Genomic DNA, 13,764 nt, shown 5'->3' with positions numbered 1-13,764 from the left:
GACGGTCCGCGTCTTACGTGCAAGCGCTTTCCAACGTGCGTGGCCGATCTCGGGTTCTTGCGAAAGCGACCGATAGGGTTCTGGACATGACCACACCCAAGTTCATCCTCGAGCTGCGCGAGAAGATCGGGCACGACCTGCTCTGGCTCACCGGCATCACCGGTGTCGTGCTCGACGACGCCGGTCAGGTCTTGCTGGTACGCCGGGCCGACAACGGACGCTGGAGTCTGGTCGCGGGCATTCTCGAGCCGGGTGAACAGCCCGCCGTCGGGCTGCTCCGCGAGATCGAGGAGGAGACCGCCGTCGAGGCAGCGATCGACCGCCTGGTCAGCATCGAGTCACTGCCGCCGGCCGGCTATCCGAACGGCGACCAGGTCCAGTACCTCGACCTCTGCTTCCGCTGCCGGCCGCTCCGCGGGGAGCCACGCGTCAACGACGACGAGTCCCTCGAGGTCCGCTGGTGGCCCCTGGACGACCTACCGCCCCTGGCAGCTCGCGAACTGACCTTGATCCAGCAGGCCCTCTCCCCCGACCCGATGCCGATCTTCGCGACCGACAGGGCAACCGAATGGGCTACCGCCGAAGCACCAGCTGAAGGTCGCGCAGCCACCGGTCGCTGATCGCCGGCTCCCGCGTCAACCGGTCGGCCAGCCGGCGCCGCACCTGTGCCGTACGCCCCGCCGCAACCACACGTACGGCTTGCGCCAGCGCGAACCGGGTGTCCTGGTCGCGCGGGGGACTCGCGACCTCCGGGTCCGACCAGCGAGTCCGGCGGAACGACGCGGCCGTCTTGTGCTGGAAGTCGCCGAAGTACGACCACAGGCGGCCGTCGAGCGACACGTTCCGGATCGCCGCCGCCGGCAGCTCCGCGGCGAACGCGGCGTGCTGCTGCCAGCGCCAGGTGTTCGGGCTGGTCTTGGTCCGGGCCGTGATCCCGATGAACCGCAGCTGCCGCCGGATGACGTCCCACTGTGCCCGGTCGTCGTCGATCCACCGGCGCAGTACGGCGTACAGGTTCCCGAACGTCGAGCCCGCGAAGACAAGGTCGACGAAGACGGTCGGGCGGCCGCGCATCAGGTCGGCGGGCGCGAGCCCGTCGGCCGTCAGGTTGGTCCGCAACTGGCGGATCTCTTCCGGCGTGAAGTCGCGGCCGTCACCCCGAAACAGCGACAACGGCAGCGAGTGCAGGCGGGTGCTCCAGTCCGTGTCGGCCAGTGCACCGCTGAGCAGGTCGAAGAGGCTGTCGACCGAACGGCCGACGAAGTACAGCTCACCGTCCGCGCACTGGGCCAGCACCCGGGCGGCGCACTCGATCAGGTCGTCGAGGAAGAACAGGCTCGGCTCCCCGACGTCGTCCAGCAACGAGCCGAGCTGATCCGGCCGGACCAGATCCCAGCGGAACGGCCGGTTCGGCTCGACCACCGACTCAGGACACTTAGTGGGCGGCCTCGTGCCAGGTGCGGCCGATGCCGATGGACACGTCGAGAGGGACGGCCATGTCGACGGCGTGGCCCATGTCGCGGCGGACCAGCTCCTCGAGGGGCTCGCGCTCGCCGGGTGCGATCTCGAAGACGAGCTCGTCGTGCACCTGGAGCAGCATCCGCGACTTCAGACCGGACTCGCGCAGCGACGCGTCCACCTTCAGCATCGCCATCTTGATCACGTCCGCGGCCGAGCCCTGGATCGGCGCGTTCAGCGCCATCCGCTCGGCCATCTCCCGGCGCTGCCGGTTGTCGCTGGTCAGGTCGGGCAGGTAGCGCCGGCGGCCCAGGATCGTCTCGGTGTAGCCGCTCTTGCCGGCGTCCAGCACGATGCTGCGCAGGTAGTCGCGAACGCCGCCGAAGCGCTCGAAGTACTCGTCCATCAGCCCGCGCGCCTCGTCGACGCCGATCTTCAGCTGCTGGCTCAGCCCGTACGCCGACAGGCCGTAGGCGAGACCGTAGTTCATCGCCTTGATCTTGGCCCGCTGCTCCTGCGTCACCTCCGCGGTATCGACCGAGAACACCCGCGACGCCGTCACCGAGTGGAAGTCCATCCCCGAGTTGAACGCCGAGATCAGGCCCTCGTCCGCCGACACGTGGGCCATGATCCGCATCTCGATCTGGCTGTAGTCGGCCGACATCAGCGACTCGTGCCCCGCACCGACGATGAAGGCCTGCCGGATCCGGCGGCCCTCCTCGGTCCGGATCGGGATGTTCTGCAGGTTCGGATCGGTCGAGCTGAGCCGCCCGGTGGCCGCGATCGTCTGGTTGAACGTGGTGTGGATCCGCGCGTCCTTGGGGCTGATCGTCTTCAGCAGCCCCTCGACCGTCTGCCGCAGCCGGGTCGCGTCCCGGTGCGCCAGCAGGTACGCCAGGAACGGGTGCTCGGTCTTCTCGAACAGCGCCTGCAGCGAGTCCGCGTCGGTCGTGTAGCCGGTCTTGGTCCGCTTCGTCTTCGGCATCTGCAACTCGTCGAACAGCACCACCTGCAGCTGTTTCGGCGAGCCGAGGTTGATCTCCTTGCCGATCACGTCGTACGCCGCCGTCGCGGCCTCCCGGACACCGGTAGCGAACCGCGCCTCCAGCTCCTCCAGGTAGGGCCGGTCGACCGCGATGCCGTCGCGCTCCATGCTCGCGATCACGTCGATCAGCGGCAGCTCGACGTCCGCGAGCAGCGCCGTACCGGCCTGCTTGTCCAGCTCGGCGTCGAGTGTGTCGGCCAGGTCGGCGATCGCGCGCGCCCGCAGCATCGTGTGGTCCGCGGCAGGGCCGCCCTCGATGTCGTCGAAGCTGAGCTGGCCGTTGTCGGCCTCCTCGTTGCGCAACTCGCGCTTGAGGTACCGAACGGTCAGATCGGCCAGGTCGTACGACCGCTGGTCGGGACGGACCAGGTACGCACTGAGCTGCGTGTCCGAGCTCAGACCGGCCAGCGTCCAGCCGCGCTCCAGGAAGCCGAGCAGCGGACCGTTCGTGTCGTGCAGCGCCTTCGGCTGCTTCGGATCGGCGAGCCAGGCCTGCCACGCGGCCTCGTCGTCCGGGCTGAGCGCGGTCGGGTCGAACCAGGCGGCCGCACCGGCCGTGGTCGCCAGCGCCAGGCCGGTGATCTCGCCGGTCCCGCGACCCCAGCTGCCCTGCACCGCGACGCCGACGCGCTCGCCGGTGTTCACGTTCTCCTTCAGCCAGGCGGCCACCTCGCCCGGCTTCAGCTGCACACCCTCCAGCTCGAACCCGTGGTCGACGGTCGCGTCGACCTCCTCGTGCTCGGCGACCAGCCGCTCGCGCAGCACCCGGAACTCCAGGCTGTCGAACAGCGTGTGCACCTTCTCCCGGTCCCACGGCACCCGGACCAGGTCGTCGACCGTGACGTCGAGAGTCAGGTCCCGGACCAGCTCGTTGATCTGCCGGTTCCGGATCACGCCGGCCAGGTGCTCGCGCAGCGACTCACCGGCCTTGCCCTTGATCTCGTTCACCCGGTCGACCACGTCGTTCAGCGAGCCGAACTGGTTCAGCCACTTGGCCGCCGTCTTCGGGCCGACGCCGGGCACACCCGGCAGGTTGTCGCTCTGCTCCCCCACCAACGCGGCCAGATCCGGATACAGCTGCGGGGTGACGCCGTACTTCTCCTCGACCGCGGCCGGGTCCATCCGGGCGATCTCGGACACGCCACGCTTCGGGTACAGCACCGTGACGTCGTCGCTGACCAGCTGGAACGCGTCCCGGTCACCGCTGCTGATCAGCACCTCGAAGCCCTGCTCGGAGGCCTGGGTGGCAAGCGTGGCGATCACGTCGTCGGCCTCCCAGCCGTCGATCTCCGTGGTCGGGATCCGCAGCGCCTCCAGCACCTCCTTGACCAGCGACACCTGGCCCTTGAACTCGTCCGGCGACTTCGACCGGCCCGCCTTGTACTCCGCGTACTGCTCGGAGCGGAAGGTCTTGCGGGACACGTCGAAGGCCACACAGATATGCGTGGGCTGCTCGTCGCGGAGCATGTTGATCAGCATCGAGGTGAACCCGTACACCGCGTTGGTGTGCTGCCCGGTGGTGGTGGAGAAGTTCTCCACCGGAAGCGCGTAGAACGCCCGGTACGCCAGCGAGTGCCCGTCCAGCAGCAGGATCCGCGGCCGCCCTGATGCGCCGGCCTGCGCAGATCCAGCGTCCTTGGTCATCGTCGAGGTGTTGGTTTCTGGAGCCACGTACCGACTCTAGTGGTTCCCACGGACAGTTCTGCCACAGCCACGTAGTCTGCCCCTGTGACTGATCACATGGACCTCGGCCCGGGCATGGGCATGGAAGGCACGCTCCTGCAGCTGATGGGAATCGTTGTCACCGAAGCCTCCCCGGAGCGGGTCGTCGCGACGATGCCGGTCAAGGGCAACACCCAGCCGTACGGGCTGCTCCACGGCGGCGCGTCCTGTGTGCTCGCCGAGAGCCTCGGCTCGATCGGCTCGGCCCTGCACGCGGCGACGTACGACAAGGTCGCGGTCGGCGTGGACATCAACGCCACCCACCACCGCGCGGTCCGCGAGGGCACCGTCACGGGCGTCGCGACCCCGATCTACCTCGGTCGCACGACCACGTCGTACGAGGTCGTGATCACCGACGACCGGGACAAGCGGGTCTGCACCGCGCGGCTCACGTGCCAGCTGATTCAGGCTCCGCCGGGTAAGTGACCTCGGCCGGTACGTCGACGTGCGCCACGTCGGCGGGCAGCGGACGGCCGAGCTGCGCGCGGCGCGCGATCACTGACCGTCGCGACGACAACAGGGCAAGCAGGTTCGGCGCGTGCTCGGCCGCGAGCCGACGGCGCACCGTGTGCGTGGTCGCATAGCGCAGTACGCCGGCCTGGGCCAGCCCGAGCCGGGCGAGGAACCTGTTCGCCTCGCGGGCGATCGGGGGCGCGACCGCGGCAACGTGTGCGCAGTTCTCGTGCTCGGCCCACGCGGTCGCCTCGGCGATCAGCGCCTTGCCCAGTCCGTGCCGGCGGGCCTCGTCACTGACGTGCAGATACTCGACCGTCACCGTGAGGTCGTCGTGCAGCGGGCTGATCGCGGTCCGGCGCAGATACGCCATGCCGTGGACGGCGCCGTCGAGCTCACCGACGAGGAGCCGGCCGAACGGATCGTCCAGATGCTTGCTGACAGCAACCTCGACCGCGGCCGGCGACGGAGCCGCCGGCAGCCGGGACGGATGACCGGCTCCGGTGGCCAGCTCGCGCCACAGCGCGACCAAGGCGGCGGCATCACCGCGTTGGGCGTCCCTCACCTCGATGGCTGATGCCACAGCGACCTCCTGCTTCGGTCCACCCCCGAGGTGAACGGGACGGCGGATACGCTCGTCCCCCGCGCAACAGTAGGCCCTTGCGGGTCACTTGCAAAGCTGCGCCCCGGGGTGATCGGAGACCAGATTTGTTCATCGGAATCGGCACTGCTGTGAACGTCGCGACGGTCCTCGTCGGGTCGGTACTCGGCGTGCTCGTGGGCCACCGGCTCAGTCACCGAACGAGGGATCTGGTCACCGACGCACTCGGTCTGGTCACGCTGCTGATCGCAATCAGCTCCGCACTCACGGTGGGCGACGCGGTCCTCGGCGACGCGGTCGGTGACAGCGCACCGATCCTGATCGTGCTGGGCGCGATGCTGATCGGCGGGATCACCGGCTCGCTGCTACGGATCGAGCTTCGCCTGGAGGAGTTCGGGGCGTGGCTGCAGCACCGATTCCGCCGTGCCGAGGGCGAGAGCACGTTCGTCGAGGGGTTCGTGACGGCCTCGATGGTGTTCTGTGTGGGGCCGCTGACCTTCCTGGGCGCGCTGTCCGACGGGCTCGGCCGGGGCGCGGACCAGCTGTATTTGAAGGCGGTGCTGGACGGGTTCGCCTCGATCGCGTTCGCCGCATCCCTCGGCTGGGGTGTGATGGCGTCTGCGCTCGTCGTCCTGGTGGTGCAGGGGTTGATGACCGCGGTCGGCGCCGTACTCGGCGACGTACTGCCGGACGCGCACGTGACCGCACTCGGCGCGACCGGTGGCGTGATGCTGATCGGCGTGGCGCTGCGGTTGCTGAAGATCAAGCAGATCGCGGTCGCCGACCTTCTGCCCGCACTGATCGTCGCTCCCCTGCTGGTGCAGCTGCTCGTGGCCATCCGCGACTGACCGCCGTTGGCTGGTTGACCCACGAGCGTGGTGGGTCAACCAGCCAAAGGTGGATGGTCAGTCCTCGCCGAGATAGGCCTTGCGCACCTCGTCGTTGACCAGCAGGTCGCGACCGGTGCCGGACAGAACGATCTGGCCGACCTCCAGCACGTAGCCGAAGTCCGCGCGCTTCAGCGCGGCCTGGGCGTTCTGCTCCACCAGCAGGATCGTCGTACCCTGCGACTGCAGTTCGGACACCGTGGACATGATCCGCTTCATCATGATCGGCGACAGACCCATCGAGGGCTCGTCCAGCATCAGCAGCTTCGGCCGGCTCATCATCGCCCGGCCCATCGCCAGCATCTGCTGCTCACCGCCGGAGAACGTCCCGGCCGGCTGCTTGCGCCGCTCCCCCAGGATCGGGAACAGGTCGTACGCCGCGTTCAGGTCGGTGCGCACGCCCGCCGGGTCCTTGCGGGCGAACGCCCCGAGCAGCAGGTTCTCCTCTACCGACAGCCGCGGGAAGATCCGCCGCCCTTCCGGCGAGTGGGCCAGACCGCGGGCGACGATGTCGTGCGCCGCCACGCTGTCGATCCGCTCGCCCTGGAAGAGGATCTCGCCCGACGTCGGCCGGAGCAGGCCGGAGATGGTCCGCAGCGTGGTGGTCTTGCCGGCGCCGTTGGTGCCGATCAGCGACACCACCTGCCCCTGCTCCACGCTGAAGCTGATCTTCTTCACCGCGACGATCTTGCCGTAGGCAACTTCCAGGTCGCGGACCTCGAGCATCGCGGTCATGACCTGTCCTCCTCGTCGGCGACGGCGGTGTCCTGGACGGCGGCCGCCTCGTCCTCGTCGTCCTGCTCGCCGGTGCCGATGTAGGCCTCGATCACCCGCGGGTCGGACTGCACCTCCTGCGGCGTGCCCTCGATCAGCGCCTCGCCACGGACCAGGCAGAGCACCCGGTCGCAGAGGTTGAAGATGAACCGCATGTCGTGCTCGATCACCACGACCGACAGCCCCGAGTCCCGGATCTTGAAGATCAGGTCACTGGCCTGCCGGGTCTCCAGCGGGTTCATACCGGCCGTCGGCTCGTCCAGCAGGATGAGCTTCGGGTCCGTGGCCAGCGCCCGGGCGATCTCGAGCCGGCGCTGGTCGCCGTACGGCATGTTCCTGGCCAGGTGCTCGGTCGACTTGCCGAGGCCGACGAAGTCGAGGAGCTCCTGGGCCCGCGCCCTGGTGGCAGCCTCCTCGCGGCGGAACTTCGGCCCGCGCAGGACCGACGTGAGCGCGCCCGAACTGGTCCGGCAGTAACGGCCGACCATCACGTTCTCCAGCGCGGTCATGTTCGCGAACAGCCGGATGTTCTGGAACGTCCGCGCCATCCCGGCCTTCACGACCGCCCGCGGCTTGGGTGGTAGCGGGGTGAGCTCGGCCAGCGGCTCCACCCGCACGGCCTCCGGGTCCTCGGCCTGTCTCCTGGTCGCCTTCGGCGCCTTCCGCGGCGCTCCGGCGAACCGGACCTGACCGCCGGTCGGCTTGTAGAGACCGGTCAGGCAGTTGAAGAACGTCGTCTTGCCGGCACCGTTCGGGCCGATCAGACCGACGATCTCGCCTTCGCGGACCGTCAGGTCGACGTTGTTGACCGCCAGCAGACCACCGAACCGCATGGTCACACCGGAGGCCTCCAGCACCGGCTGCCCTCCGGTCCGGGCCGGCTGGCGTTGCGTGTCCGTGACGGTCATTTCCCCTCCTCGACCAGCAGGTGCTCCTCGTCGAGCTCGACGGCAAGCTGCTCGTCCTCTTCGTGGAACTCCAACTGGCGGCGTCTGTTCGCGACCAGGCCCTCGGGCCGGAACCGCATCATCAGCACCAGCAGCAGGCCGAACAGCAGCAGCCGGTACTCCGAGAAGAACCGGAGCTTCTCCGGCAGGAGCTTCAGGATCGTTGCCCCCAGCAACACACCGGCGATGGTGCCCATACCGCCGAGCACGATCGCGGCGAGCAGGAACGCCGACTCCAGGAAGATGAACTGGTCCGGGCTGACCGCGCCGTCCTGGTGGGCCTTGATGGTGCCGGCCAGGCCGGCCAGGAAGGCACCGACCGCGAACGCGAGCAGCTTCAGCCCGAACGTGTTCACGCCCATCGCCTCGGCCGCCTTCTCGTCCTCCCGGATCGCTACCCAGCCCCGGCCGATCCGGCTGTTGTTCAACCGAGAGAAGACGAGGATGACGAAGCCGGTCAGAATCAGCAGCAGGAAGTAGTAGTTCGAGAACCGGCCCAGCTCGATCCCCGCGACCGTGTGCACGTCGCCGAAGTTGAAGCTGCCGATCTCCAGGTCCGGGATGCCTGGGACACCGTTCGGGCCGTTGGTCAGGTTCGGGCCGTTGTTGCCGTCCAGGTTGAACATCGAGAACCGGAAGATCTCACCGAAGCCCAGGGTCACGATGGCCAGGTAGTCACCCGAGACCCGCAGCGTCGGCGTACCGATGATCAGACCCAGGGTCGCCGCGACACCGGCGCCGATCAGCATCACGACCAGGAAGGGAGGCTTCCACCCTACGGTCGCGAACGCCGACGTCGACATGGTGGCGGCCACGTAGGCGCCGCACCCGAGGAACGCGATGTACCCGAGGTCGAGCAGGCCGGCCAGACCGACCACGATGTTCAGACCCATCGCGGTCGCCGCGAAGACCAGCACCTGGGTGGCGATCGACATGTTCGCGTCCGAGCCACCCTGGGTGAACGGGAACAGGAACGCGACCACGACCGCCGACAGCGTCAGCACCTTGCGCTGCCGCTGCGAGACGTGACCGACCCACGAGAACGAACCGGTCCGGAACAGTACGGCCGTGACCGCGGCGATGAAGACCAGGCAGAGGATGAACGACCAGGCGTCCTCCAGACCGAGCGCGTACGCCGCGACGAACAGCACCGCGGCCATGAGTAGCGCGACCGCGAGGATCTCGAACCAGGCCGGCAGTCTCGCCTCGCTCATGTCCCGCAACTGCCGCAAGGGCAGCATCCAGGCGCTGACCAGGATGAGCACGGCACCGACGAACGAGATGTAGCCGCCGGGGTTCACGTTGATCAGGCCGTCGGACTCGACCGAGATCGCGATCAGGACCAGCAGCATGTACAGCGTGAGAGTGAAGCCCAGTGCCCGCAGACCGGCTGTGGCGTCGATCCACGCGCCCAGCTTGGTCAGCGGGCCTTTCTCGGCCAGCAGCAGGACCAGCGCGATCAAGGCGAGGATGATCGCCAGGATCTGCAGACCACCCGGGAAGAAGTTGATCGACAGGTCGCCCAGGATCTCGTCGTCGTAGCTCCAGGACAGGAAGGAGCCGACGATGACCAGCGCCACCCCGAGCAGCCCCAACGGCCAGGCGAGCGGCTTGGCGGGCGGTTGAGCCGTGATCTCCGGTTCCGCCGGAGGCGTCTTCACATCGGTCATGCCCGGTCCACCACCCTCGCGCCGAGCAGGCCCTGCGGCCTGAACACCAGTACCAGAATCAGGATCACGAAGGCCCAGACGTCCTTCCAGGTGCTACCACCGAACTGGCCCGGGATGTACTGCGTCGCCATCGCCTCGACGACGCCGAGCACCAGACCACCGACGACAGCGCCGTAGATGTTGCCGATACCACCGAGGACGGCGGCGGTGAACGCCTTCAGACCGGCCAGGAAGCCCATCCGGAACTCGATGTTGTTGTTCTGCAGACCCTGCGAGACACCCGCGATGGCCGCGAGTACGGCGCCGAGGGCGAACGCGACCACGATGATCCGGTCCACGTTGATACCCATCAGCCGGGCGGTGTCCGGGTCCTGCGACACGGCCTGCATGCCGCGGCCGAGCCGGGTCCGGTTGATGAAGAACCACAGCAGGATCGCGCAGATCGCCAGGGCGGCCATGGTGAAGATCGCCGACCGCTGGATCGTCACGCCGCCGATGTCGATCGCCGTACCGGTGACCACATCGATCTGCGGGAACGGGATGCGCTGCTTCGCGCTCGGCCAGGTGATGCTGCTGATGAGCTTCTCGAAGAGCACCCAGCCCACGACCGCGGCGACCGCCGCAGTGGCCGCGGACGCTGCGATCGCCTGGATGCCGATCGTGGTGCGTGCATTGCGCCGTGTCGCCAGACCGGCCAGCCAGCCGATCGCCGTACCGACGGCGGCGCCGACGATGACGACGCCCAGCGCCAGCAGCACGCTCACGTCGCTGTCGACCAGCCGCACGACCACCCAGACGCCGACGGCGCCGAGCACGGCGCCGATCAACGGGGCGCGGTCGTACCACCTGCTCACCTGGTGGTTCAGGTCGGCCTTCGACACGAGCGCGCCGACGTAGTAGCCGATGCCCACTGCCAGGCCGGCGAAGGCGAACAACGTCCAGCCCGGGCGCTCGTAGAACAGCCGGACGAACTCCTGCAGGAACACCGAGATACCGATCGCGGTGATCAGCGGTGCGAGTCGTGGCGCGTTCCGCAGGGGACGGTACGCGACACGTTCCATCGCCACAGCCGTGCCGACCGAGGCAATCATGGCGCCGATGATCATGATCGGCAGGATCCACACACTGGTCTCGCCGTCGAAGAACAACAGGTACGTGGTCAGTGCGCCGAACGCACCGATCATGAACACCTCGCCGTGGGCGAAGTTGATCAGCTGCACGATGCCGTAGACGACGGTGTACCCGACTGCGATCAGGGCGTACAGCGACCCGAGTGTCAGCCCGTTCACGAGCTGCTGGAAGAACTGGTCCACGTCGACCTCCCATCTGCCTCAGTTATGACATGCCACGGGGGTGGGAGGATCGCTCCCACCCCCGAGGCATCAGGTCGACTCGAAACTACTTGGCCTCGAAGTCCTTTGTCTCGACGGTGGCCCACTTGCCACCGGCAACCTTGTAGACGGTCAGCACCTTGGAGGTGGTGTCACCGTACTGGTCGAAGGCGACCTTGCCGGTCACGCCGTCGAACGCAACCTTGCTCATGGCATCGACGGTGGCCTGCCGGGCGGACTCGACGTCCTTGGCGTCCTTCAGCGAGGTCTTCAGCGCGTTGATGATCGCGTTGGCCGCGTCGTAGGAGTAACCGCCGTACGCCGCGTACGGCTCCTTGAAGCCGGCCGCGTTGTAGTCGGCGACGAACTTCTTCGCCGAGTCCAGCGCGTCGACCGGGGCGCCGACCGAGGTGGCCAGGTCGTTGTCGCTGGTCTTGCCGGCCAGGGTGATGTACTTCGGGTCGTAGATGCCGTCGCCGCCCATCAGCGGGACGTTCAGACCGGCGGCCTTCATCTGCTGCGAGAGCGGACCAGCCTGCGGGTACTCACCACCGTAGTAGACCGCCTGCGGAGCCGACGGCTTCACCGCGGAGATCACGGCCTGGTAGTTCGAGTCGTCCGGGTTGATGGTCTGGGCCGCGACGATCTGCCCACCCAGCTTCTTGAACTCCTCGGTGAAGGTGCCGACCAGGCCCTGGCCGTACGCCTTCTTGTCGTGGATGGTGGCGACCTTGGTGATCTTCGCGGTCTCGTACAGGTACCGCGCCGCGAACGGACCCTGGACCGCGTCCGTCGTGCAGGTACGGAAGTACGTCGGGTACGGCCGCTTCGGGTCGGTCTGCCAGTTGGCGCCCTGGGTCAGGCCCGGGCCGGTGTTGGCCGGGGAGACCTGGACGATGTTCTTCGGCGCGAGGACCGGCTGGACCTGCTGGCTGACGCTGGTGTTCAGCGTGCCGACCACGCCGATCACGTCCGCGTCACCGGCGAGCGCGGTGGCCGCGTTCTTGCCCGGGTCCGGCTTGGCCTCGTCGTCCTTGGCGTCGACCTCGAGCTTCCAGCCCGGGATCGCGTTGCTGTCGTTGGCCTGCTTCACGGCCAGCTCGACGGAGTGCTGGATACCCAGACCCAGGGCCGACAAGTCTCCCGACAGAGGCGCGATCACGCCGATCTTGGCAGTCTTGGTCGCGCTGCCGCCGGAGTCCCCCCCGGAGTCGTCGCCACTGCGTGAACCGCAGGCAGTCAGGGCCAACGACGCAACGATCAGCGACGCGCCGACCCGTACTACGGAACGCTGGTGCACTGTTCCTCCCATGTCTGGATAGTCCGGCAAACCCCGGACTCCCGCGTTTGCCGCGAGCACCCGCAGGTTAGACCTCCGGTGGCTCTCGAAGCGATGTCACGGAACGTGTGTTGTGAGGTCGTTACAGCGGTAAGCAGCGTGAGTCAAGGTGAGTGCTGTACGCGCGCTGGGCGTCGTACGCGGAGAGTGAGTCAGTCACTACCGCCAGCCTCGTCAACAACCAACTCCGCAACCTGCCGCATGGAAACTCTTTTGTCCATGGCGGTTTTCTGGATCCAGCGGAACGAGTCCGGCTCGGACAGCCCGAACTTCGTCTGCAGGATCGACTTGGCCCGGTCGACCAGCTTGCGGGTCTCCAGCCGCTCGGCCAGGTCGGCGACCTCACGCTCCAGCTCGGCCAGTTCGACGTACCGGGACGCGGCGATCTCGATCGCGGGCAGCAGGTCGGCCTTGGAGAACGGTTTCACCAGGTACGCCATGGCGCCGGCGTCGCGGGCCCGCTCGACCAGCTCGCGCTGCGAGAACGCCGTCAGCATCAGCACCGGGGCGATCCGCTCGCCGGCGATCTTCTCCGCCGCGCTCAGGCCGTCGAGCTTCGGCATCTTGACGTCCAGGATGACCAGGTCGGGCCGATGCTCCGTCGCCAGCCGGATGGCTTCCTCCCCGTCCCCCGCCTGCGCGACGACGTCGTACCCCTCCTCCGCCAGCATCTCGGCCAGATCCATCCGGATCAAAGCCTCATCCTCAGCGATCACCACACGCTTAGCAGTCACACCGCACACCTTATCGAGCCCCACATCAGCTCTTCGGACCCACGAACCTATCCAGTGCGGCGACCGCCACTTTCCGGCTCACCGCAATCACGTTCCGCCGCGGCCGCCGCCACGGAATCCCGAGCAGATCCAGCGCGTCGGTGAGGATCCCGATGATGTCTTCGGACTCGTTCGAGAACTGGTAGCGCACGTAGTAGTACCGCTTGTCGCGGCCGGGCTTGCTCGCCCAGTTCACGAAGCGGCAGCCGTCGGAGTGGAACAGCCCGCGCAGCAGCTTCTCGGGGTACTCGGCAACAATCTCCCGCTGCCACTGCGCCAACTCGATCTTCCGCAGATGCTTCCGGCCGGGACCGTGCTGCGGGAACACGCACGGCCAGTGCTTCCACCGGGCTTCGATCCGGACCGCTCCGTCGCCTCCTCGCAGACACGGGCTCGCGTTCGGCTTCACCAGCCGGATGGCCTTCGCGATCTCTTGGTTGAGCTCCACGTACCGCGCGTCGTTGATGATCTGCAGCGTGAAGACCCCACGCCTGGCCCGCGCGATCGACCCGTCTCCGAGATACCACCCCAGCAGCAGCGCGTACGCCGCCTCGTCCAGCTCGGCGTCGTCGCACCGCGGACACGGCGTCCCGGCATACCCGCTGTTCGTCCTGACGAGACCCAGCCGCTGGTACTTCCGCCGCCACCCACGGATCGTCGAGATCGTGACCCCGTGGGTCTCTGCGTTGATCCGGTCGAGGACGCCGGCGTCCGACATCCCCAACGCGGACTCGACCGTCTCCCGCGACCTGAACCGAGCCATA

General features: G+C 67.9%; 13 protein-coding genes. 3 read left to right on the top strand and 10 right to left on the bottom strand.

The annotated features are described in order from the left end of the window. The first annotated feature begins 86 nt into the window (after positions 1 to 86). Positions 87 to 620, top strand: a complete 534-nt coding sequence (locus AB0I34_RS33610) for an NUDIX domain-containing protein (protein ID WP_360452925.1) — start codon at positions 87 to 89, stop codon at positions 618 to 620. Here the strand turns inward: AB0I34_RS33610 and AB0I34_RS33605 are convergent. Together AB0I34_RS33605 and polA are read right to left on the bottom strand one after the other, a co-directional pair. Next, positions 574 to 1,422, bottom strand: coding sequence for a hypothetical protein (locus AB0I34_RS33605; RefSeq protein ID WP_360452923.1), 849 nt, complete (start codon positions 1,420 to 1,422; stop codon positions 574 to 576). The two genes, AB0I34_RS33610 and AB0I34_RS33605, sit on opposite strands and share 47 nt — an antisense overlap. Positions 1,423 to 1,435: 13 nt before the next feature. Continuing rightward, positions 1,436 to 4,147: a DNA polymerase I gene (polA, locus tag AB0I34_RS33600; RefSeq protein WP_360452965.1), complete on the bottom strand. Its 2,712-nt coding sequence runs from the start codon at positions 4,145 to 4,147 to the stop codon at positions 1,436 to 1,438. 96 nt (positions 4,148 to 4,243) lie between these two features. Here polA and AB0I34_RS33595 point away from each other — a divergent pair, with 96 nt between their 5' ends. Then, complete coding sequence (locus AB0I34_RS33595) at positions 4,244 to 4,651, top strand: hotdog fold thioesterase (protein ID WP_131352545.1); 408 nt, start codon at positions 4,244 to 4,246, stop codon at positions 4,649 to 4,651. Here AB0I34_RS33595 and AB0I34_RS33590 read toward each other — a convergent pair. Continuing rightward, positions 4,614 to 5,261 (bottom strand): GNAT family N-acetyltransferase, encoded by a 648-nt coding sequence (locus tag AB0I34_RS33590; RefSeq protein WP_360452921.1) that lies wholly within the window; start codon positions 5,259 to 5,261, stop codon positions 4,614 to 4,616. The genes AB0I34_RS33595 and AB0I34_RS33590 overlap by 38 nt on opposite strands. Positions 5,262 to 5,386: 125 nt before the next feature. Here AB0I34_RS33590 and AB0I34_RS33585 point away from each other — a divergent pair, with 125 nt between their 5' ends. Next, entirely contained in the window at positions 5,387 to 6,127 is a 741-nt protein-coding gene (locus tag AB0I34_RS33585; RefSeq protein WP_360452919.1) for a DUF554 domain-containing protein, read from the top strand. A 57-nt stretch (positions 6,128 to 6,184) separates the two neighbouring features. On the opposite strand, the gene AB0I34_RS33580 is transcribed toward AB0I34_RS33585, so the two are convergent. From AB0I34_RS33580 to AB0I34_RS33550, 7 genes are all read right to left on the bottom strand, one after another. Next, the gene (locus AB0I34_RS33580) at positions 6,185 to 6,901 is read right to left on the bottom strand and encodes an ABC transporter ATP-binding protein (protein ID WP_360452917.1); all 717 of its coding nucleotides are present in this window, start codon (positions 6,899 to 6,901) and stop codon (positions 6,185 to 6,187) included. Next, positions 6,898 to 7,848 (bottom strand): ABC transporter ATP-binding protein, encoded by a 951-nt coding sequence (locus tag AB0I34_RS33575; RefSeq protein WP_360452915.1) that lies wholly within the window; start codon positions 7,846 to 7,848, stop codon positions 6,898 to 6,900. Before AB0I34_RS33575 ends, AB0I34_RS33580 begins: the two co-directional genes overlap by 4 nt. Further along, the gene (locus AB0I34_RS33570) at positions 7,845 to 9,557 is read right to left on the bottom strand and encodes a branched-chain amino acid ABC transporter permease (protein ID WP_360452913.1); all 1,713 of its coding nucleotides are present in this window, start codon (positions 9,555 to 9,557) and stop codon (positions 7,845 to 7,847) included. The genes AB0I34_RS33575 and AB0I34_RS33570 overlap by 4 nt, the downstream gene beginning before the upstream one ends. Continuing rightward, complete coding sequence (locus tag AB0I34_RS33565) at positions 9,554 to 10,870, bottom strand: branched-chain amino acid ABC transporter permease (RefSeq protein WP_360452911.1); 1,317 nt, start codon at positions 10,868 to 10,870, stop codon at positions 9,554 to 9,556. The genes AB0I34_RS33570 and AB0I34_RS33565 overlap by 4 nt, the downstream gene beginning before the upstream one ends. 85 nt (positions 10,871 to 10,955) lie before the next feature. Further along, positions 10,956 to 12,200, bottom strand: coding sequence for a branched-chain amino acid ABC transporter substrate-binding protein (locus AB0I34_RS33560; protein WP_360452909.1), 1,245 nt, complete (start codon positions 12,198 to 12,200; stop codon positions 10,956 to 10,958). A 179-nt stretch (positions 12,201 to 12,379) separates the two neighbouring features. Continuing rightward, entirely contained in the window at positions 12,380 to 12,970 is a 591-nt protein-coding gene (locus tag AB0I34_RS33555) for a response regulator (protein ID WP_360452963.1), read from the bottom strand. 16 nt (positions 12,971 to 12,986) lie between these two features. Beyond that, positions 12,987 to 13,763 (bottom strand): transcriptional regulator, encoded by a 777-nt coding sequence (locus AB0I34_RS33550; protein WP_360452907.1) that lies wholly within the window; start codon positions 13,761 to 13,763, stop codon positions 12,987 to 12,989. Position 13,764: the final 1 nt, after the last annotated feature.

The organism is Kribbella sp. NPDC050281, from assembly GCF_040655855.1.
GTDB lineage: Bacteria > Actinomycetota > Actinomycetes > Propionibacteriales > Kribbellaceae > Kribbella.
The sequence above is the reverse complement of the archived record's forward strand: the minus strand, read 5'-3'. Positions and strand labels throughout refer to the sequence as shown.